Source organism: Steroidobacter sp. (genome assembly GCF_016790065.1).
In the GTDB taxonomy this organism is placed as follows: Bacteria; Pseudomonadota; Gammaproteobacteria; order Steroidobacterales; family Steroidobacteraceae; genus Steroidobacter.
This window is the reverse complement of the sequence record NZ_JAEUPY010000415.1, coordinates 1-20,747: the sequence shown is the minus strand read 5'-3', so window position 1 is coordinate 20,747 and position 20,747 is coordinate 1. Positions and strand designations below refer to the sequence as shown.

Genomic DNA, 20,747 nt, shown 5'->3' with positions numbered 1-20,747 from the left:
CGATCAACCTGGTCCGCAAGCGTGGCCGCGCGGACGCGGAGACGATCGTCACGGCGCAGGGTGGTAGCTGGAGTAACTTCAACGCCATGCTCGATGTCACGGGCCCGCTCGGGTTCGATGGCCGCTTGCGGGGTCGCGCCGTCGCCACTTGGCGTGATCGCGATTATTTCTACGATACGGCGCATGACAAAGGCCGATTTTTCTACGGCACGCTGGAAGCGGATGTGACCTCGTCCACGCTGTTGGTCGTTGGCGGTAGTCACGATGAAACCAGACAAACGCCGTGGACGACCGGACTGCCACGCCACAAGGACGGTTCCAGCCTCGGGCTCGGGCGCGACAAAGCGCTGGCTGCGTCGTGGAACCGCTGGGAACAGAATTCCACTGAAGTGTTCGCTCGTCTCGAACAAAAGCTCGGTGAGCGCTGGACGCTGGCGCTCAGCGCCACCCACAGCGAGTCCGATATGTTTTATATCGCGAGCAACGCCATCGGCAGCGATGCCGCCGGTTTCGGTGTGGTGTTGGGCAGCACCATGGGCCGCCTGAATTCCAGAGGCGATGAAACCGAAGCGACGCGCGATATCTACGACCTGAGCCTGCAGGGGCGCTTCGAATGGCTGGGGCGGCAGCACACGGTGTTGCTGGGCTACGATCATCAGAAGATCGAGAACAACGGCTGGGGCCTGCAGCTGCTGTGGAACCAGGCACTGCCCGTCGACTACGACCTGGCGAGCTTCGGCGCCAATTCGGTGCCGTATCCGGACGGCCTGCGTCGCACCTTTGTGGAACGGAATCTGACCAAAAAGGGCGGCTTCTACGCCAAGCTGCAATTGCAGTTGGCCGAGCCGCTCAAGGTTGCCATCGGCGGCCGCTACGCGTCGTTCGATTACAGCCAGGATTTGGATTGGTACGGCGTGTTGCCGAACCCGGTGCCGTTTCACAGCGCGCTCGCCTATGAGGAGCATGATGTCTTCACGCCGTACGTGAGCGTGTTGTTCGATGTCAGTCGCGATTGGACTTTGTACGGCAGCGTCACTGAGATTTATTCCTCTCAGGCCAACTTGTTGAAGGGACCGCTGCCCGGCACGTCGCTCGATCCCATCTCCGGTCGCAACTACGAACTGGGGACTAAATCCAGTCTGCGCAACGGCAAGCTGGGCTTCTCGTTCGCGGTCTATCGCACCGAGCGCGATGGCCAGGCGGAAACCGATCCAGCTTATCCATACACCGCGGTTGGCGATGTCGGTCATAGCTGTTGTTATCTCGACAGCGGCGAGGTGCTGAGCCAAGGCATCGATACCGAGGTCTCCGGCGAAGTTCTGCCGGGCCTGTCGATGTTCGCCGGCTACACGTTGAACGAAAACGAAAACAAACGCGCCAACGATGCCGCCTGGCTATCGATCGCGCCCAAGCACATTGCCAAGCTGTGGAGTTCGTATCGGATTCCGGCCGCGCAAGGTAAATGGTTGGTCGGCGGCGGTGTGTCGGTGCAAAGCAGTCGTTACTTCACCGGATCGGCTCGCGCGCTCAATACCACGACTGGCCTCTACACCGGCCCATACGTTCCTTTCGACTTCACGCAAGGCGGCTACGCGTTGTGGAACGCCATGGCGCGCTATGACGTGAACGCGGACTGGTCGGTCGCGATCAACCTCAACAACATTCTGGACAAGACTTACTATCGCGGCATCAATGGACCGTACTCCAGAAATTGGTACGGTGAGCCGCGCAGCTTCATGGTGTCGCTTCGCGGACGGTTCTGAGCGATGCTGACGAACAAAGGTTGGAACGTCGCGCGTCGCGCGACGCTGGTGAGCGCTTGGCTGTGCGTGTCGGGTGTTGCATTCGCGAGTGCACCGACGCTGACTGCGGAGTGTCCTGAGCAGCTCGATACATTGCTAGCCGAGTACAGCAGTACTCGGGGGCCGGGATTGGCGGTGGGTGTTTACAGCGGTGCTACACCGCTGTGCATGCGGGGCTATGGAATGGCGGACCTGGAGAATGCCGCGCCCATCGGCCCGGATACGATCTTTCCCGTTGCCAGTATGTCGAAGCACTTCACTGCCTTCGCGGTGCTGTTGCTGGCGAGCGAGGGTAAGGTCGATCTGGATGCGGACATTCGCAAGTACCTGCCGTACGTGCCCGGCTTTGGCGTTCGGATCACTGCGCGCCATCTGATCTATCACACCAGTGGTATTCGCGATCAGGAGTCGTTGTTCAATTTCTCGGGACTCGATGACGCCAGCGCGCAGCGGCAGAAGGTCGTGCTCAATTGGGTGCAGCGGCAACGTGCTTTGAATTTTTCACCGGGCACCGATCATGCCTACAACAACACTGGCTATACGCTGCTCGCCGAGCTGGTGCAGGCAGTTTCCGGAAAAACGCTGCGCGAGTTCAGCGATGAGCGGATCTTTGGTCCGCTGCAAATGCGGGACACCCACTTCAGCGATCGCTTGCCGGAGATCGTCGCGCGCCGTGCGGAATCGTATGCCCGGCCGGCGGGCACGACGGTGTGGCAGCGGAAGCTGCTGAATCAGGAGACGGTGGGGGCGACAGGACTACGAACCACAGTGCGAGATCTGGCGCGTTGGGCTGGCAACTTCGCGAAGCCTGTCGTTGGCGATGCGACTACGTTGCGGGAGTTCATTACGCCGGGAGCGCTCGACGATGGCGCGCCGCTCGTCTATGGCTTCGGTTTGTATCGCGGGCCGGTGCTCGGTCGGGACACGGTGAGTCACGACGGCGCTGAGGCGGGCTATCGGTCGACGTTCCTGCATTTTATCGATGAGGATGTGTCGGTTGCAGTGTTGAGCAATCGACCGGTCAATGTGGCTGGGCTGGCGGAGAAGATTGCGGCGTTGTATCTCGTCGCAGCGGAGTCACCATTGTCGCCGCCGCTGGTGTCAGCCATTGGCGGCGCGACGACATCGCAGCTAGGCAGTGTTGAGCCGCTGGCGAGCGATGGCGCGCGAGCTGCGAAGTTGGCCGCTGCGCTCGTCGGTCACTACGCCGCCTACGCGCAGTTGTTGCGGTTCGAGCGGCGTGGCGATGTGGTCGGCCTGACGAGCGGCGACTCATTCACTCCAATCGTGTTTCGCACCGACGGCACGTTCGACCTCGGCGATGAAGAGCGCCGCAAAGGTGATTACTACAAGGTCATCAACGAAGGCAGCCGCATCGTTGCGCTGGTCGACGGCAAAGTCGGCGGAGAAGGTCGCCCGGCGCGGTACAGCCGAGTGCAGCCCATCGATCCTGCGCATCTCGATCTGCGTCCGTTCGTTGGCACGTATCGAAGCACCGAGCTGGATGTCAGCTACTCGGTGTACATCGACGGTGACACACTCAAAGCACGTGCTCTGCTCGCGCCTGAGCCGTTGACGCTCAAACCGCTGTATCAGAATGCGTTCTCCGGCGGCAGTTGGACGTTTGGTCACATCGCCTTTGAACGGAAAGGTAAAGCGCACGCGACCGCATTGATCTTCAGCAACGAGCGTGCCCGCAACGTGCGCTTCGGGAGAGTGCCGTGAGCGTGATTCATCACAGCGCACGGCGATGGCTGCTCGCCGTGTGTCTCAGCCTGCAGTGTGTACAGGCATTGGCTGCCGACCGTTTCGACTCGGCTCGGCAGTTCATTCGCGAACAAATGGTGCTGGGCTCGCAGCCCTCCATCGCGGTGACAGTCACGCAGGGCGATAGAATCCTTTGGGAAGAAGGATTCGGTTGGGCCGACCGCGAGCGACGCATCCCCGCCACCGAGCACACCCTGTACTCCTTGGCATCGGTCTCCAAACCCATGACTACGACCGCCGTCATGAAACTGGTGGAGGCCGGGCGTGTCTCGCTGGATCAGCCGATCAACGACTATCTCGGCGAAGCCAAACTGCGCGCTCGCATTGGTGATGTTCGCGAGGCCACCGTGCGCCGGCTCGCCAATCACACTTCGGGCCTCCCGACCTACGCCGAGTTCCTGTTCTCAAATCAGCCGCACCCAGAGACCTCGACCGACGAACTCATTCTTCGTTATGGCGAACTGCTCACGCCACCAGCTGAGAAATACATCTACTCGAATCTCGGCTACACAACGCTCGCTTATATGGTCGAGCGAGTGAGTGGCTTGAGCTTCGCGGATTACATGCGCCGAGAAATCTTTTTACCGCTGGGCATGACGCACAGCTCGGTGGGCATCGAGCCGAGCCTGGCCGCGTCGGTCGCCGTCTCGTACGGCAAGGATGGGCGAGCGCTGCCCGTGATCGATTTTCCGCATCCGGGCGCGACCGGCATTTACGCGAGTGCGCATGACCTCGCGCGCTTCGGACAGTTTCATCTCAAGCTGCATCGGCGCGATCAGCAGCGCATATTGAGCGATGCTGCCATCGACGCCATGCATCGCCCAACGGTGGACCTGCCGCTATCTGTGAATTCGCAGCGACGGCGCGCGGGCCTCGACCGGTTGGGCTACGGCATCGGTTTCTTTACCAGCGACCGGCAAGGACATCGCATGGTCTGGCATTCGGGCGGTCAACCGGGCGTGAACGCACAGTTACAAACGTTCCCGGACGATGGTTTGGTGGTGGTCGTATTGGGTAACTCCGCCGACCCGTTGCCCAGCGCCATTGCGGATCGCATCGTCGACATACTGCTGCCGAAGCGAAAGTCGACGGGCGGTACGGCACCGGCCACGGCTGCAAGCGTCGGCACACCGCAACCGTTCTTAGGTACCTGGACCGGCACGCTGTTCACTTACGCCAAACCCATGCCGGTGCAATTGACGTTCTTGGCGGACGGTCATGTGTTGGCCAAACTGGGCGGCCAGCGTGAGGTAGTAGTGGAAGATCGTTCCTTCCTCAACGGCGTGTTCGAAGGTGCGTTCGCGGGCCGCATCGAAACACCGGATGCCTTGCGCTATGAACACGAGATCTCGTTGGATCTGACTCTGCGTGGCAATGAGTTGAACGGCGCTGCCTGCGCTGGTGGCGTCGGCAGTGGCGCGCGGGACGCATTGACGCATTGGATCTCTCTAACCCGAGCTGACTAGCGCTTCAGCTCAAGAGAACTGATCACGTATCGATGCGCACGCTGAATTGAATCGTGGCCGTGGCGCTCGGCATCAGCTTACCGGGGAAGGTCCAGCGCACCGGCCCGCTGGCACCGACGGCGGGCACGGAGACCGTCGGCGTCCCGAGTTCCGCTGGCATCGGCAGCGGCGAGGTCGCGAAGAACGACGTGTATGCCGGCGTCGCGTCTTCGATGACCAGATTGGAAATGGGCGTGGTGCCGTTGTTGGTGAACACGATGGAGTAAACGATGACGGTGCCTGGTATCGCGACGCTTTTGTCAGCCAGCTTCGTCAATTGTAAGACGCCTGCGTCGACCGCAAGGGTTTGAAGCGCGTCGAGCGCTGTGATGGTGAGGGTCAGTGCTGGCGCGGCATTGGTGTAGCTCGTCGCAGCGTGTAGTGCTACCTGCGCGTTGGCGCCGAGGGGCTCTCCGACCGGAACGCCGACCTTGAGCAGCAACGACACGCTCTGACCGGCGAGCAGCGCAACCGGCGTGAGCAACGGCGCTTCACCCGCGTCGAGCTTGGCGTTGTTGTTGGCATCCAAGTAGATGACGACCTGCGGCGCAGTGACAGTGGGCACGCCGATGTACTCTGCGGTGAAGGTCGTTTGACTGGTGGTACCCGCGATGAAGCGGTGTGAAAACCAAACCGAGTCCGCCGCCGAGGCGCCTTGAATGGCCTGGCCGATCAGCACGGGTGCAGGCACCACGCCGAAATTCAGATTCGCGTACGGCAGTGCCGGTGCGTACGAGAATGCAATCGTGTCTTGCGCTCGCAAGTAGCTGCCCGCCGAGCTGCCGGGCGAACCTCCCGTAGCGATCTTGGTGGCGTCGCGAACGTGCTGAACGCGCAAGGCAGCACCATTGGCAACGCTCGACGGCACATACAAACAATAGGTGCCATCGGCGCGTGACACCGTCGTCGCGAGCACTGTGCTGCCGGCATCCAACAAGCGCAACGTTTGCCCGACCAGACCGGACTCGCCGCCGTTCATGTAGCCATCGTTCGCGATGCCGGCACTCGAGCCGTCATCGGTGAAGACTCGACCGCAAGCGGCCGTCGCATGGATCAGGCCGAAGTCTTGCTGCTGAAGATCGCCTGAGACGGTGACATCGCGGGTCAACGAAGGGGCCTGAGTTGCTGACCAGCCGCTCGGCAACACCAGTGGCACGACGTCCGCGAGCGAGGCGTTGTCATCGATGATGACGCGGTAGTTGCCATTGACGGTAGCCAGCGAATACCCGCCCGTGACCGGATCGACCGCCACCGCTTTCAGCGCTGGCCCGGTGAGGGCCGCGGCGCTGAGCAGCTTGGCATACAGCGTGAGGCCAGTGCCGAGTTCGGCTATGTCTCGGAAGCCGTCGTGATTGAGATCGTTGTAGACGCGACCGCTCACGTTGAACGGTGTGTAGTCGTAGTTGACCGTAACAGTGCCGACATACTTGCCGGCTCCGGCCAGACCGGCGCCGTTGAACAGTGAGAGCACCGTGAAGATTTCGAGTTTGTTGGTGGCCGTGAGTTTTACGGTGACCGAACCTGTGCCTGTGAAGTTCCTGAGATCGGCTGCGGCGGAGTAGGGTGTGCTGGCCGGCGCCGGCGCGCCAGAAATGTCTCCGCCGCCGATGTTGAGCAACGTCAACAGCGTGCTGCCGGTCGTGTAAGCCTCGCCGGTTTGTCCACCCACCGTTGCGCCCGCAGTAATCGCGTAGCTCAGCTGTCGAGTCGCGGCTCCGCCGGAGATCAAGCTCAACAATCCGGTCGGCGCGACCACGAACGTGCCTTTGGTAGTCGCGACCGACACGGTGACTGAGTTCAGCCGGCCCAGCGCCGGATTGAATTGCGGCACGGTGAGATTGGGCGAGCTGGCGGTCTCGGTGTTCACGAAATAGCCCAGCAGCGCCACCAGGCCGGAGGACACCTGGCCGGTGTGATCGAAATCGAACGCAGCGTTGTGAGTTTGGACGTCGGCGTTGGCGAGTGCGCCCGACAGCGTCAATAGAAGACCGAACCAGAAGCGTAACAAGGTGCCGGTCAGTGCCCGGCGTCTCACACCAGTTTGTTTGATATTACAGTGACGTTCCTGTCCCATCGCCTCAAGCTATCGACGTTGTATTGCCGCGTCTATGACGACAACTCGACCTTGAACTTGAGGTGACTACCCATGGCTCAGGCTATGTCTACGTGCGTCCTACGGAAGGCCGCTCGGCTTGTGTAGGATGCTGTGGTGCACCTCCGCGTCGCCCCCGACTGGTGATGGCAGTGGGTTCTCGGGCACCAAGCTGCAGTTCGGTTTCAAGAACGTTTTCGACAAGACGCCGCCGTTCGATGCGTACTACCCTATGATCAGTAACTACTACACGTGTTTGGTAATGCCCGCCTGCGCAGCTACTGGTTTTCGGCGGCCAAGGAGTTTTGATTGGTTCGACTGTTAGTGATCGCAAGCCTGCTGCTGAGTTGGCAGCAGGTCCTCGCGACGGACTCCGCTGAGCAGCGAGCGGCGACAGCATGGGCGGCTGCGCATGCTGTCGCGCTGCCTGCCGACGTCGGTGCTTGGACGAATAAAGATCTCGGTGCACTCGATGGCATCGTCGGCAACGCTCGCGTGGTCGGCTTTGGCGAAGGCGCGCATGGTGCGCATGAATTTCTGATCGCCCGGAATCGTATCTTCCAATATCTGGTCGAGCAGCACGGCTTCACGGCGATGGTGGCTGAGACGCATCCGGTGCATGCACAGCCCTCCGATGCCTATGCTCAGGGCCAAGCGCCGTTGAGCGATGACGCCGTCGAAGGGGTGTTCGCGGCTAACCGCACGTTCTCGTGGAGCAATCGGCCGTTGCTGGAGAACTACGAGCTGCTGGAATGGATGCGCCAGTACAACGCCACCCGTGACCAGGCTCAGCGCATTCATTTCTACGGCATGGACCTGCGACATCCGTATCCGGGGGCCAAGGTCGAGCCGGATAGCGGCGACCTGGCGGCCACGATGGGTGGCAACGTGTTGAAGGTGCTGAAGGACGCTGGGCCGAAGGCTCGTGTGCTGGTCTTTGTTCACAACGGCCATTTACGAGCCGACCTGGCGGCGGCCGATGCCAAGCACCTCACCTTGGGCCAGTATCTGCGTCGCGCCCTGGGCGATGACTTAAGAGTTATCGGCTCAATCCATCATCGTGGCCAACTCAACGATGGCGGCAATCTCACGGTCACGTTGCCGGCGGTGCAGGCTGGCAGCCTGAATCAAGTGCTGGCAGCGGTCGGGCAGCCGTCATACACGCTCGATCTGCGTTCCAACCCGTCCTCAGTCCCCGGGCGCCAATGGTTCGACCGTCCACAACAGCTCCGCGGCAGTCATTGGCAGGGGACCAGTTATTACTCCGAAGTCACGCCCAGTGCCGGTTATGACGCGTTCGTGGTGTTTGCTCAGATGAGCCCGATCAGACCGTACCGGTGAGCCGCTCGCGAGTTGACCTCGCAATTTGCTGCCGCTTCGGCGCTCTTGTGCCACTATGCGGTTCGGCAATTTCACCTAGAAAAACCTTTCTGCCGGAGCATCACCGGGCTCTTGACGGCCTTCACAAACATCCATCAAGGTTAGTTCTAAGGTACATGCGTTGCCGTTTCATGGGCGCCAGCGGCGCCGAACAGGACCGCACTATGAAGAAGAATACCCTGGGGGTCACTCGGCTGTTACCGGCCGTGACGCTGGCTTTCGGCATGTTGTTCGCCGGGTCGGGCTCTGCTCAGGAGTCGGCCCTCAGCTTTGTCGTGTCCACGCCGGATCGCCAATGTGACGAGTTCAATCGCTCCTGGGTGGTGAGCAGCACCCACACCTATCTGAGCATCAAGGTGCAGGCCAAGTGGTCGGCGGTGGGTGCCAAGGAAATGCAGGAAGAGTTCATTTTGTCGCCGGGCTCGTCTCGCGCCATCGGTTGCGCCGCTAAGCTGGAGATCGTGGCGGCGGAGATTCTGCAGTTCTAGCCTAGAAAACAGCAAAATCGAGGTCGTCGACCGCATGGCCAAGCTCAATCGCCGCGAGTATTTGGGACTGGGAATGTTGTTGGCTGTGCCGGGGCTGAGCCGTGCGCAAAGCTCGGCGACGGCTCGCAGCGGCCCAGCGCCGGACCTGATCGCTATCAATGCCAATGTGTTGACGATGGACTCGGCCACGCCGAGGGCAGAAGCGTTCGCCGTACGGGACGGGCGCTTCATGGCGGTGGGAACGACGGCGGACATCCGCGCCATGGCGGCACGTCACACGAAAGTGATCGACTGCGAGCGCATGACGGTGACGCCAGGCTTCATCGACGCGCATTGCCATCCCGGCGACCCGAGCGAGCTCTACGACGTCAACACCGACCTGCGCAGTATTCGCGAAATCCAGGACGCGTTACGCGCCAAGGCCAAGCAAACGCCGCCCGGTTTCTGGGTCAACGGCTTCAAGTTCGATGACACCAAGATCAATGACGGACGGATGTTGTCGCGACAGGATCTGGATGAAGTGTCACGCGAGCATCCTGTTTGGGTGCTGCATCGTGGCGGCCACACTGCTTATTACAACAGCAAAGCCTTCGAGCTGGCCGGCATCACCAAAGCGACGCCTGACCCTGTGGGTGGGAAGTTCTTCCGAGACGACAAAGGTGAGCTACAAGGCAAGGCCGCCGAGCATGCGCTCGAAGTGTTTGCCAACGTCGGTCAGCGAGAGAAATTTACGCCCGAACAGCAACGGCAGCGTGGCCAGGCCGCGATGGCGCACATGTCCAAGCTGCTGGTCGCCACGGGACTGACGACGGTTCACGACACCGGCATCGATGGCGACAAGCTTCGCACCTATCAAGATACGCTGGCCGCGGGCCAACTCTTGCATCGCGCCTACGTCTTGCCTGCGGGTTCTGGCACCGACTCGACGTTCTCCAAGCTACGAGATGCGGGCGTCTACACCGGTCTTGGCAATGAGCAGTTGAAGATCGGCGCCGTGAAATTCGTCGCCGACGGTTCCGCGTCGGAACGCACCATGCGCATGAGCACGCCGTATGTCGGCAAGCCCGACGACTTCGGCATCTCGACCATGGATCAAAAGCAGATTCATGAAGCGGTTGAAGATGCGCATCGCCATGGCTGGCAGGTGGCGATTCATGCCAACGGCGATGTCACCATCGACATGGTGTTGAACGCCTACGAGCGCGTGCTCAAACAATGGCCGCACCCGGATCGACGTCATCGCATCGAGCATTGCACGTTGGTCAATCCGGAGCTGATCCACCGGATCAAGAGCACGGGCAGCATTCCCACGCCGTTCTGGACCTACGTTTACTACCACGGAGAGAAATGGCGCGCGTACGGCGAAGACAAGGTGCAATGGATGTTCGCGCACAAGTCATTCATGGATGCCGGCATTCCGGTACCGGGCGCTTCCGACTACACGCCGGGCCCGTTCGATCCGATGATGGCACTACAAAGCATGGTGACGCGCACTGACTACGCCGGCCGGGTTTGGGGAGCCAATCAGCGCGTGACCATCGAGGAGGCACTGAAGATCGCCACCATCAACGGCGCCCATGCCTCTTATGAAGAGGGCGTGAAAGGCTCGATCACCGTGGGCAAGTACGCGGACTTCGTGATTCTCGAAAAGGATCCGCTCAAAACCGATCCCGGATCGCTAAAAGACATTCGCATCGTGCAGACCGTGGTCGGGGGGCAGAGCGTATATTCGCGGGCCTGAACAGCTCGCGGCGCTGGGCCTGGGGGTCGCCGTAGCCACTTTTTCTCCAATTCGCTCCTATACATCTGGGGCAGAGCCGGTTGGAGTTCGGGTTGAGCGTCGGCGACAAACAAACCTTCGTTGATTCCCTGGCACGGGAGTACGGACAGCGGCTGAGGAGCTTCCTGGCCGCACGGCTGCGCTATGCAGCTGCCGATGTCCCGGATCTGGTGCAAGAAGTCTATTTGCGCCTGATGCGAGTGCCCAGCCACGAATCCATTCGTAGCCCGCGCGCCTATCTGTTCACGGTGGCGCTGCACGTCTTACATCAACACAAGCTCAGTCTGTCGGTGGCGCCCAAGGAAGTGGCCATCAACGAAGCGCTGGCGGAACTGGAAGCGCGGCCGGGCGAGAATCCCGCGGCCCGCGCCGAAGTTTGCGATGAACTCGAAGCCTTCGAGCAGGTGCTCAGACAGCTGCCGGCGCGGCCTTACGCCATTTTTCTGCTGCACCGTCAGTGCGGCTACACGCGGGAGGAGATTGCCAAACAACTGGGGATGTCGGTGGCGACCGTCAAAAAGAATCTAGCCATAGCATTGGCGCATTGTCGGCGGCACTTCGAGGCGATGGAGTAAGGAGACATCATGACCCGCCAGCCTTCCCGACCGAAACTCAACGCGCAAATCCTCGACGAGGCGGCGCAATGGTTCATCGAACTCGAAGAGGATGTCGACCCGAGCCAGCGGCGCGCCTTCGACGAGTGGTTGCGCCGTTCGCCCGAACACGTGCGCGCGTTCCTCGAATTGGTGCCGCTGTGGGAGCAGGCCGGCGCGCCGAGTTCGGCTCGCAAATACGATCCAGAGCAACTGCTTGCGATGGCGCGAGGAGCGGGGGCTGAAGTCACGCCTATCGCCAGTGCAGTCACTGCCGGGCCGCGTCGAGACACCCAAGAACCAAAGCGCAAGCCGGCGGCCCCTCGCTGGCCGTTCGCCGCCGCGGCAATGGTCGTCGTCAGTGTCGTCATGCTGGTGTGGTGGCGATCGGTCGCTGTGCAGGTTTATTCGACCGGCCTTGCCGAGCATCGCTCGGTGGTGCTGAGCGATGGCAGCACCATTGAACTCAACGCGCGATCCAAACTACGCGTGAGATTCTCCGCCGGCGAGCGATCCATCGATCTGGTCGACGGACAAGTACTGTTCCGAGTGGCCAAAGATGCGTCGCGCCCGTTCGTCGTTCGTAGCGAAGGTGCACGTGTGCAAGCCATCGGCACTGAGTTCGACGTCTATCGTAAGAAGGGCAAGCTCACGGTCACGGTGATCGAGGGGCGTGTGAGCGTGTATCCGGATGCGATAGCTATGCCGAGCACGACAGCTCCAGGCGCGGGGGCGACGGTTCTGTTGTCAGCCGGTGAGCAGACCAGTGTCGTCGATAGAGCCGTTGAGAAGCCGACGCCGACCAACGTCGCCGTGGCCACCGCGTGGACCCAACGTCGTCTGGTGTTTCAAAAGGCGCCGCTGGTCGACGTGGTCGACGAGTTCAATCGCTACAACCCCAAACAGTTGCGTATCGAAGACGCCGGCATCGAAAGCTTCCTGGTGAGCGGCACCTTCTCATCCACGGATCCGGGATCGTTGTTGCGTTTCCTGCGTGAGCAGCCGGGCATGCGCATTCATGACGAAGGCGATGTGATTCGGATCGTCGCCGCGCCGTAGCCGCTTTTCGTGAGAACCACTCTTGGCATGTTGAAGACGTCGTCATCTGTCGTGACGGCTACAGCAACAAGCCTCAACAGAGGTAGGGGAGTTCTCATGCGCATAGCAACGGCGGTCGCAGTGGCCTGCCTGTCCGTGGGAAGCGTGACGATGGCGGCTGAAGTTCAAGCGGCCATACGTCGACCGATACATTTGCCGGAGCAGTCGCTCGACGCCGCGCTTCAGCAGCTCGCCAAAGATCGCGACGTGCAGATGATTTATTCGTATGCCGTGGTCGGCGAGTTGCGCACGCCGGGCGTCACCGGCGAACTCACATTCGACGAAGCGCTGGCGCGATTGCTGACCGGCACCGGCTTGGGTTATCGATATCTCGATGCCATGACGGTGACGATCGTCGCGGTGCCTGCTGCGACGTCAACGTCCATGGCACCGGCCAACGTGCCGCTGCAATTGGCTCAAGTCGAAAGCACATCGTGGGCGGCACCGTGGCGTGCACGGTTGGCACAGGCTCAAACTCCGCCGTCGAGCACCAGCGCGGAACGTTCGCGTCCGACTGAGCTGGAAGAAGTCATCGTCACCGGCTCGAACATCCGTATCAACGCAGCGGACGCCGATAAAGGCGCCACGCCCATCGAAATCATCTCGGCCAGCAAGCTGCAAGCCACCTCCGGCGAACAAGTGGGCTCGTTCTTGAGACAAATGCCGTTCGTGGCCGGCGCCAATACGCAGCCGGCCACCGATTCGACCAACGGCGGTCGCACGTTCATCAACCTGCGCGGACTCGGCTCGCAATACACGTTGTCGCTGGTGAACGGCCGACGCTTCGGCGGTGACGATAGCAGTGCCGACATTGGCGCCTTGCCTCCGGAAGCCATCGAGAGCATCGAAGTGTTGAAAGGTGGCGCCTCGGCTGTGTATGGCACCAGCGCCATCGGCGGCGTCGTCAACTTCAAGCTGCGTGAGAAGTTCGAAGGCTTGGAGTTCGTGAGTTCCTACGGCAACACCACGAATCACGATGCCTCGGCGAAGCGCGCGGCCATGTTGTTCGGCGGCTCGGCGGATAAATTCAGCTTCGTCGGCAGCGTGTCTTGGCAAGAACGCAATCCGATTTTCAACACGGATCGGGACATTACCTCGTCATCGGACTTCCGCAGCTACGGCGGTACCGATCGTAGAAGCGTCAGCGGCGGCGATCCGCAACTGATTCGGCTCGCAACCAATCCGTCCGTGCCGCTGGTGCTCGACACCAGCCGCTTCTCGCCGGGGCAGACCGGTACTAGCGCGGCGGACTATGTGCCGCTCACCGCCGATCGCCTGATCCAGTCGAATCATGAGATCGCGCAGTTTCCCGAAGAAAGCCGCTTCATGAATCATTGGGTGCTGTCGTACGAGCTGCTCGATGACAAGGTCGTGCTCTACGACCAAGGCTATTACTCGCGCCGCAAGCGCAAAGAAGTGTTTGTCTTCCCGCAGGTCACAGTCACAGTGCCCGCGACCAATCCGTACAATCCGTTTGGCGTGGCCGCCACCGTGCGCTATCGATTCGGGCCGGGAGAGCTGTTGGGCTACTCGGATGCGCATGAGTACTTCGATACCAAGGACGTACAGAACGTCGTCGGTATCCGCGGCAATCTGGGTGAGTTCAGTTACGACATCGGTCTGACCAACTCGCAATGGGGCTTCGACACCATGATGTACGGCGAGGCCGTGACGGAGTTGGTGCAAGCCGCGGCCAATCGCACCGATGCGAGCGCATTCAATCCCTTCGGTTACTACGCCAACACGCCGGCGCAGTTGGCGGAAGTGGCTCCGGGTCATGGCTGGAGCACGTTCACCAAGAATCGGATCATCGACGCCAAGATCACTGGACCGTTGTTTGCGTTGCCGGCCGGCGATGCGCGCTTCGCGTTGGCGTTTGAAAATCGCCGTACTGCCTACAGCAGCAAGTTCGATGAGACCTGGCGGCGCTACAGCTTCGACTGGAGCGGTAACTTCTTTACTTGGGATCCGCGCGTCTATTCCCGCTCCACCGACGCCGGCATGCTCGAAGTCAAGCTACCCGCATTCCGTGCCGCCGATGACGAGGCCGCGCTGACTTCGATCGAGGTGAATGCCGCGACTCGTTACGAGAATTCCTCGGATTTCGGCAACATCAATGTGTCGCAGGCCAATGTGAGATTCGGACTGTTGGGCGAATCGCTGATTGCGCGCTTCTCCTATGCCGGAGGCTATCGCGCGCCGACCATCTCTAGCATGAAGACCACACCGTATGTTGAGAACATGCTGGGAACGGTATATGACCCGGTGACCAACGCCAATGTCACTGCGTTGCTACTGCGCGGCGGTAATCCCAACCTGCGCCCGGAAACGGCCAAGACCTACAACTACGGGTTGATCTATACGCCGCACTCGCTGCGTGAGTTGACGTTGCGTTTGGACTATTGGCGCATCCTGCAAGAGAAAGTCGTATTCAATCCGGTGGCTCAAGATGTGTTGCTCGGCACGTCGCCCGGCGGCTCGTACTCACGCGATCCTGTGACCGGTGAGATCACCATCGATGTGCGTCCGGCGAACGGCACCACGCGCTCGGTGTCGGGTGTCGATTTCGGCGCGGGCTATTCCTGGAACGGCGATTGGGGAAAGCTCAGCACCGAGCTGAACACCACGTACTCGCTGAGCTTCGAGGAAGTGGTCAACAATCGTCGCGCTGAGTATGCCGGCGCGATTTTGGGAACGAACGGTCCCATTCCTCGGCTGCGCGGCAACTTGAGTCTGCTGTGGTCACGCGGTTCGTGGGACTCGGCGACGTTCCTCCATTACATGACCGGCGTGCATGACGTGCTCGGCACTGTCATCGACCGGCATAGCAAGGACTACTGGACCCAGGATTTCCAGATCGGCTTCCGCTTCGATGATTACGCCGATGCACTCGGCGGCGCTTTGCGCGATCTGCGGGTGCAAGCAGGCGCTGAGAATATTTGGGACGCCGAAGTGCCGTTCATTGCGCGCAACGCCAATGGTTGGGATCGCTCGCTGTCGGATTTGCGCGGGCGCTATTGGTACGTTGGTTTCACCAAAAAACTCTAATTCAGGGGGAACTCATGCGTATCGCAGTTGCTGTCGCGGCGGTTTGTTGGTCGGTGGCGGGGGTGGCGATTGCAGCCAGCCCCAGCGACACGGAAGGTTATGAACAGCCGGCGGCCCGTCGCGACGGCGAAGGGCAGGGGCCGTTCCAACGATTGATCATCGATGGGGCTTTGTTGATCGATGGTACTGGTGTGCCGGCGCGCGGCCCGGTGAGTATCGTCATCGAAGGCAATCGGATTGCAGCCATCGAGTCGTCGTCGAGTGCCTCCAAGACGCGCCAGGCCAGCGACAAGGTCATCGATGCTCGCGGCAAGTATGTGTTGCCTGGGTTCATTGATACGCATGTGCGCATCTTGGATCCGGTGGGGCAAGGAGTGATCCCGCCGGACTATGCGCTGAAGTTGATGTTGGCGCATGGCATTACTGCTGCGGCATCGATGAACTTCGGGCCGCTGGAGGGCGTGCCGGTGAGTTGGGCGTTGGAGTTGCAGAAGCGCGCGGCCAGTAACTCGGTGGTGTCGCCGAGACTGCAAGTGTGGTTCGACGCCGGGCGTCTGCAATCGCCGCAGCAGGCTCGGCAACTCATGCGCAAAGCTCAAGGGCTCGGCATTCGAGGTATTGGCGAAGGCACGCTGGCAGGTTCGCCGGAGACCGTGCGCGCGGCTCTCGATGAAGTGCGCAAGTTAGGAATGTTGTCCCATCTGCATATGCAGCTGGGACAATGTCCGAGCTTCAACGCATTGGACGCGGCGCGTGCCGGACTCAACGCTCTGACTCATTGGTATTGCTTGCCGGAGACCATGTTCGAGGGACAGGGCTTGCAACGCTATCCCACCGACTACAACTCCGCCGATGTGCGCTCTCGCTTCCGGCAGTCGGGGCGGCTGTGGAAACAGGCTGCGAAGCCTTACAGCGAGCGCTGGAACAAAGTGCTGGACGAGTTCCTGTCGCTGGGGTTTACCTTCGAGCCGACCTTCAGTGTGTATGAAGCAAATCGTGACGTGATGGGCTCGCGCCGCGCCGAGTGGCATGTCGATTACCTGCACCCGAGCTTGGAGCGCGTTTATACGCCGAGCCCGGACGGCTTGTTCGCGCACTTCTACGATTGGAGTTCGACCGACGAAGCCGAGTGGAAAGAGAACTTCCGGTTGTGGATGGCCTTCGTGAATGAGTACAAGAATCGCGGCGGGCGCGTGATTGCCGGGGCGGACTCCGGCTACATGTGGACGGTGTTCGGCTTCAGCTTCATTCGTAACCTGGAGATGCTCGAAGAGGCCGGCTTTACGCCGCTGGAGGCAATCTCCACTGCAACCTCCAATAGCGCCGAGTATCTGGGTTGGAACGACATTGGTTCAGTGCAGGTGGGCAAACTGGCCGATTTGATCGTGGTCGACCGCAACCCGCTCGAGAATCTGAAAGTGTTTTACGGCACCGGCTTCGATTCGCTGCTGCCGGATGGAACTGTCGGTAAAGCGGGCGGCGTCGTGTACACGGTGAAAGATGGCATCGTCTACGACGCGAAACGCCTGCTGGCTGATGTGAAGGAGTTGGTGCGGCTGGCTCGTGCGGCGAAGATCAATGCGACTAACAAGTAATCGACCCGTTTCATGCGGGCCGAGCGGTGTGCGCCAGTGTTTGACGCTGGCGGCGCTGCTTTGCCTCCTGCCACAGGCAGGAGCGACAGACAGCAATGAAATCGCCGCTGGCTACGCTCGCGCCGAGTCCTTGCTGAGCATCGGCGAGCAACTCCACAACGTACAGATCCAAGCCAATTGGATCGGCACTACCGATCGGTTCTGGTATCGGCGCACGAGTGCCCAAGGCAGTGAGTTCGTGCTGGTGGATGCTGCGCGCGGTTCTGTCCAGCCGGCGTTCGATCACAGGCGGCTCGCTCGGAGCCTCTCGCAGCTGTTGGGCACCAATCAGCAAGCCGAGCACCTGCCGTTCGAGTCGTTTGAGTTTCGCGCCGTCCAACAACGGCTGCGCACGGTCGTGGCGGGCGACAGCGTCGAATGCGAGCTGCGCAGCTACGTTTGCTCGAAGCTGACGAGTCCCGCTCGCATACGACCCGGTGAGGTTGAATCGCCGGACGGTCGCTGGGCCGCGTCGGTTCGTGGTTACGATTTGTATATCCGTTCTTTGCAGGATGATCGTGAGATTCGCTTGACCGATGATGGTGCCGAGAGCAACGGCTACGGTGCGTGGTCAGATTCTCATCTGCTGTCCGTCACGGCGGAGTTGTCAGGAACGCCTCGTCCGGCGCGCGTTCTATGGTCGCCTGATTCCAAAAAACTGGTGAGCTATCGAGTCGACGAGCGTGCCGTGCCGCCCATGCCCTTCGTGCAATGGGTGCCGCCGGAAGGGTACGGGGCCCGGCCGAAAGTTCATTGGGCACGCGTCGCGTTGCCGGCCGACGAGCAGATTGCGACTGCGCGCTTGGTAATCTTCGAACTGCTGTCTGGCACGAGCAATGACGTTCGACGTATCGATGTGGGCGGCGAACCGATTCCGGTGTTCTATGACTTCATCGCCTGGGGTTATCTGTGGTGGGACGCTTCGAGTCGCTCGGTGTATCACTTCCGTGACGAGCGAGGCTTTCGGCACGAGCAGTTGAACGTGACGGATGTCAGCGACGGCAGCACGCGGCTGCTGGTCGAAGAAAAATCCGAGACGTACTTCCTGAACTATCACAGGCACATGCAGGCGGCGATGAGCGCCACGCGACTGCATCGATTGTCGGAGCGCGACGGTTGGCAGCACATCTATCGTCACGATGCGCTATCCGGGCGGCTGCTAGCTCAGCTGACTAGCGGCGCTTGGCGGGTGGATCGGGTGTATCACGCCGAGCCCGGCGAAGGCTGGGTGTATTTCACCGCTGGCGGGCGCGAGTCAAACCTCGATCCTTACTATTTGCAGCTGTATCGCGTCAGGTCCAACGGAACAAGGCTTGAACGACTGACGCCGGAAGATCAACAGCACGAGATCAATTTCTCGCCGAGCGGACGATACTTTGTCGATCGCTACTCGCGTGTCGATGAGCCGCCAACGACGGTATTGCGGCGGGCTGATGGCAAGCTGGTCCGCGTGCTGGAGCGCGCCGACATCAGTGCGTTGCTGGCGCAGGGCTGGCAGAAGCCGGAGCGCTTCAAGGCCAAGGCAGACGATGGCGTCACCGATATTTACGGCACGCTGTATCGACCGACGAACTTCGATCCCGCCAAGAAATACGCTGTGCTGGACGATATCTACGGCGGACCGCAGACCGTCAAGGCGCAGCGCAGCTTCTCGGCGGGCTCACCGCAAGCGGAACTGGGCTTCATCAATGTGCAGATCGATGGCCGTGGTACGCCGGGCCGGTCGCGTGCGTTTCGCGAAGCTTCGTATGGCACTGGCTTTGCCGACGCTGGTGGGCTGTTGGATCACATCGCCGTGCTCGAGGCGCTGGCCGATCGCTATCCGTATCTGGATTTGCAGCGAGTCGGCATCTACGGCCATTCGGGCGGTGGCTACAGTTCCACGCGGGCGCTGTTGGATTATCCCGACTTCTACAAAGTTGCGGTTTCGAGCGCGGGCTCGCACGATCAGTATTTGTATCAATTGGAGTGGGGCGAGCGATTCATCGGCCGGCCGTCTTGGAATCCGTCTGCGTACGCGCGCCAAGCCAATACTGGCGACGTGAGTCGCTTCAAGGGTAGGCTGCTGTTGGCGCACGGCGATCTGGATGACGATGTGCCCATCGTCAATACCATGCAGGTGTTGGACGCTTTGATCAAAGCGAACAAGAACGTCGAGCTACTGATCGTGCCTGGGACCAACCATGTCACGCTCGGCAGTCATCCCTATTTCATTCATCGGCGCTGGGAGTATTTCGTGAGGCATTTGCTATGAGTCTGATGGGGGTTCGTGCGGTCGGTGTCGCAGTACTGGCGGCGCTATCGATGCAATCGTCGCTGGCCTATGACTTGGTCATTCGCCAGGGCAAGATTCTCGATGGCGGCGGCAATCCAGCCTATGTCGCCGACGTTGCGGTAACCGGCGACCGGATCGTCGCGATTGGTGCGCTCGGCAGCGCGCCGGCCAAGCGCACCATCGACGCGAACGGTCTATACATCGTGCCCGGCTTCATCGATTTGCATTCGCATGCGGATCGAGGGTTGGTCTCCGATGACGTCGAGATGCGTCGTGCCGTCAATTTGATCACCCAGGGCATCACGACGGTGGTGGGCGGACCGGATGGCGGCAATCAACGGCCTACGATCGCTGAGGAATTGGCTGCGTTCCAAGCTCACGCTGGAACGTTGAACTTGGTGCCGATGATCGGCCATTCGACGGTGCGCAGCCAGGTGATGGGCAAGGACTACGCGCGTCCAGCGACTCCGCAAGAAGTCGCTCGCATGCAAGCGATCGTACGAGACGGCATGGAGCGTGGTGCGTGGGGGCTCAGCGCCGGACTGGAGTATCGAATCGGTCGATTCAGTCGCCCGGACGAAGTGGTCGCGCTGGCCAAGATGGTGGCGCCGTTCGACGGGTTTTATATCGCCCATCAGCGCAGCGAGATTGCTTTGCCGTTCTGGCGACTGCCGAGTATTGCGACCGGCTTGCCCATCGATGGCACCCGAGCCTTGGCCGAAACCATCAATATCGCACGCGAAGCGAAGATTCGTGTGGTGGCGAGTCATGCCAAGGCCGGCGGGACGGTGTCGTGGGGTACTGGCACAAACCAGGTACGTATGGTCAATGAGGCGCGAGCCCAAGGCTTGAACGTCTACTTCGACCAGTATGTGTACACGTCAGCGGGCAATAACGCGTTGTGGAATCGTTTGCCCATGTGGGCGTACGCGCCAGCGGGTTACAACCGTAACGAAGGCAATGACGATCCGGCGCTCGGCGAGAGTGGGGCGCTGAAACAGCATCGCGAGAATCTTCGTAAACATTTGAGTTCGCCCCAGCAGCGGGCGTTGCTCGAAGAAGATATCGCGTGGTTGGCGCATCAGCAGGGCGGCCCCGAGCGCCTGGTGGTGCTCGACTATCCCGACAAATCGTTGGTCGGGCGTACGGTGGCGGATCTCGCGAGAGAGCGCCAAATTGACTATCGAGCGCTGCTGATCGATCTGGCTCTACAAGGATACGACCGTCCTGGCGGGGTATTGATTCGCGGTCACGCGATGGAGGACACCGATATTGTGACCTTCAT

The 20,747-nt window shown here is 60.8% G+C and carries 13 protein-coding genes; 12 read left to right on the top strand and 1 reads right to left on the bottom strand.

What is annotated here, in order from left to right:
* From JNL55_RS17225 to JNL55_RS17215, 3 genes are all read left to right on the top strand, one after another.
* Nucleotides 1-1,763: TonB-dependent siderophore receptor (locus JNL55_RS17225; protein ID WP_293856172.1), on the top strand; the 1,763-nt coding region annotated here is incomplete at its 5' end.
* 3 nt (nucleotides 1,764-1,766) lie between these two features.
* A complete protein-coding gene (locus tag JNL55_RS17220) occupies nucleotides 1,767-3,527 on the top strand; it encodes a serine hydrolase domain-containing protein (protein WP_293856169.1) in 1,761 nt (586 codons plus the stop codon).
* Complete coding sequence (locus tag JNL55_RS17215) at nucleotides 3,524-5,035, top strand: serine hydrolase domain-containing protein (RefSeq protein WP_293856166.1); 1,512 nt, start codon at nucleotides 3,524-3,526, stop codon at nucleotides 5,033-5,035. The genes JNL55_RS17220 and JNL55_RS17215 overlap by 4 nt, the downstream gene beginning before the upstream one ends.
* A gap of 22 nt (nucleotides 5,036-5,057) precedes the next feature.
* Here the strand turns inward: JNL55_RS17215 and JNL55_RS17210 are convergent, their stop codons facing one another.
* Nucleotides 5,058-7,109 carry a hypothetical protein gene (locus JNL55_RS17210; protein ID WP_293856163.1) on the bottom strand — a complete coding sequence of 684 codons (2,052 nt, stop codon included), beginning with the start codon at nucleotides 7,107-7,109 and terminating at the stop codon, nucleotides 5,058-5,060.
* Between the two features lie 366 nt (nucleotides 7,110-7,475).
* Between JNL55_RS17210 and JNL55_RS17205 the strand changes: the two genes are divergently transcribed.
* The 9 genes from JNL55_RS17205 to JNL55_RS17165 all read left to right on the top strand — a co-directional run.
* A complete protein-coding gene (locus JNL55_RS17205; RefSeq protein ID WP_293856160.1) occupies nucleotides 7,476-8,507 on the top strand; it encodes an erythromycin esterase family protein in 1,032 nt (343 codons plus the stop codon).
* Nucleotides 8,508-8,710: 203 nt separating this feature from the next.
* Nucleotides 8,711-9,034, top strand: coding sequence for a hypothetical protein (locus JNL55_RS17200; protein WP_293856157.1), 324 nt, complete (start codon nucleotides 8,711-8,713; stop codon nucleotides 9,032-9,034).
* 34 nt (nucleotides 9,035-9,068) lie between these two features.
* The gene (locus tag JNL55_RS17195) at nucleotides 9,069-10,775 is read left to right on the top strand and encodes an amidohydrolase (protein ID WP_293856154.1); all 1,707 of its coding nucleotides are present in this window, start codon (nucleotides 9,069-9,071) and stop codon (nucleotides 10,773-10,775) included.
* A gap of 92 nt (nucleotides 10,776-10,867) precedes the next feature.
* Entirely contained in the window at nucleotides 10,868-11,389 is a 522-nt protein-coding gene (locus JNL55_RS17190; RefSeq protein WP_293856151.1) for an RNA polymerase sigma factor, read from the top strand.
* 9 nt (nucleotides 11,390-11,398) lie between these two features.
* Nucleotides 11,399-12,466 (top strand): FecR family protein, encoded by a 1,068-nt coding sequence (locus tag JNL55_RS17185; RefSeq protein WP_293856147.1) that lies wholly within the window; start codon nucleotides 11,399-11,401, stop codon nucleotides 12,464-12,466.
* Nucleotides 12,467-12,562: 96 nt separating this feature from the next.
* Nucleotides 12,563-15,553, top strand: coding sequence for a TonB-dependent receptor (locus JNL55_RS17180; protein ID WP_293856144.1), 2,991 nt, complete (start codon nucleotides 12,563-12,565; stop codon nucleotides 15,551-15,553).
* A 14-nt stretch (nucleotides 15,554-15,567) separates the two neighbouring features.
* Complete coding sequence (locus JNL55_RS17175) at nucleotides 15,568-17,148, top strand: amidohydrolase family protein (RefSeq protein WP_293856141.1); 1,581 nt, start codon at nucleotides 15,568-15,570, stop codon at nucleotides 17,146-17,148.
* 28 nt (nucleotides 17,149-17,176) lie between these two features.
* Nucleotides 17,177-19,441 (top strand): S9 family peptidase, encoded by a 2,265-nt coding sequence (locus tag JNL55_RS17170; protein ID WP_293856138.1) that lies wholly within the window; start codon nucleotides 17,177-17,179, stop codon nucleotides 19,439-19,441.
* A partial coding sequence (locus JNL55_RS17165; protein WP_293856135.1) for an N-acyl-D-amino-acid deacylase family protein occupies nucleotides 19,438-20,747 on the top strand: 1,310 nt, incomplete at its 3' end. The genes JNL55_RS17170 and JNL55_RS17165, both read left to right, overlap by 4 nt.

What these genes read in the sequence shown, in the direction of transcription:
- JNL55_RS17175 (WP_293856141.1), top strand. Translation starts at nt 15,568, where the DNA reads ATGCGTATCGCAGTTGCTGTCGCGGCGGTTTGTTGGTCGGTGGCGGGG.
- JNL55_RS17195 (WP_293856154.1), top strand. Translation starts at nt 9,069, where the DNA reads ATGGCCAAGCTCAATCGCCGCGAGTATTTGGGACTGGGAATGTTGTTG.
- JNL55_RS17220 (WP_293856169.1), top strand. Translation starts at nt 1,767, where the DNA reads ATGCTGACGAACAAAGGTTGGAACGTCGCGCGTCGCGCGACGCTGGTG.
- JNL55_RS17180 (WP_293856144.1), top strand. Translation starts at nt 12,563, where the DNA reads ATGCGCATAGCAACGGCGGTCGCAGTGGCCTGCCTGTCCGTGGGAAGC.
- JNL55_RS17200 (WP_293856157.1), top strand. Translation starts at nt 8,711, where the DNA reads ATGAAGAAGAATACCCTGGGGGTCACTCGGCTGTTACCGGCCGTGACG.
- JNL55_RS17185 (WP_293856147.1), top strand. Translation starts at nt 11,399, where the DNA reads ATGACCCGCCAGCCTTCCCGACCGAAACTCAACGCGCAAATCCTCGAC.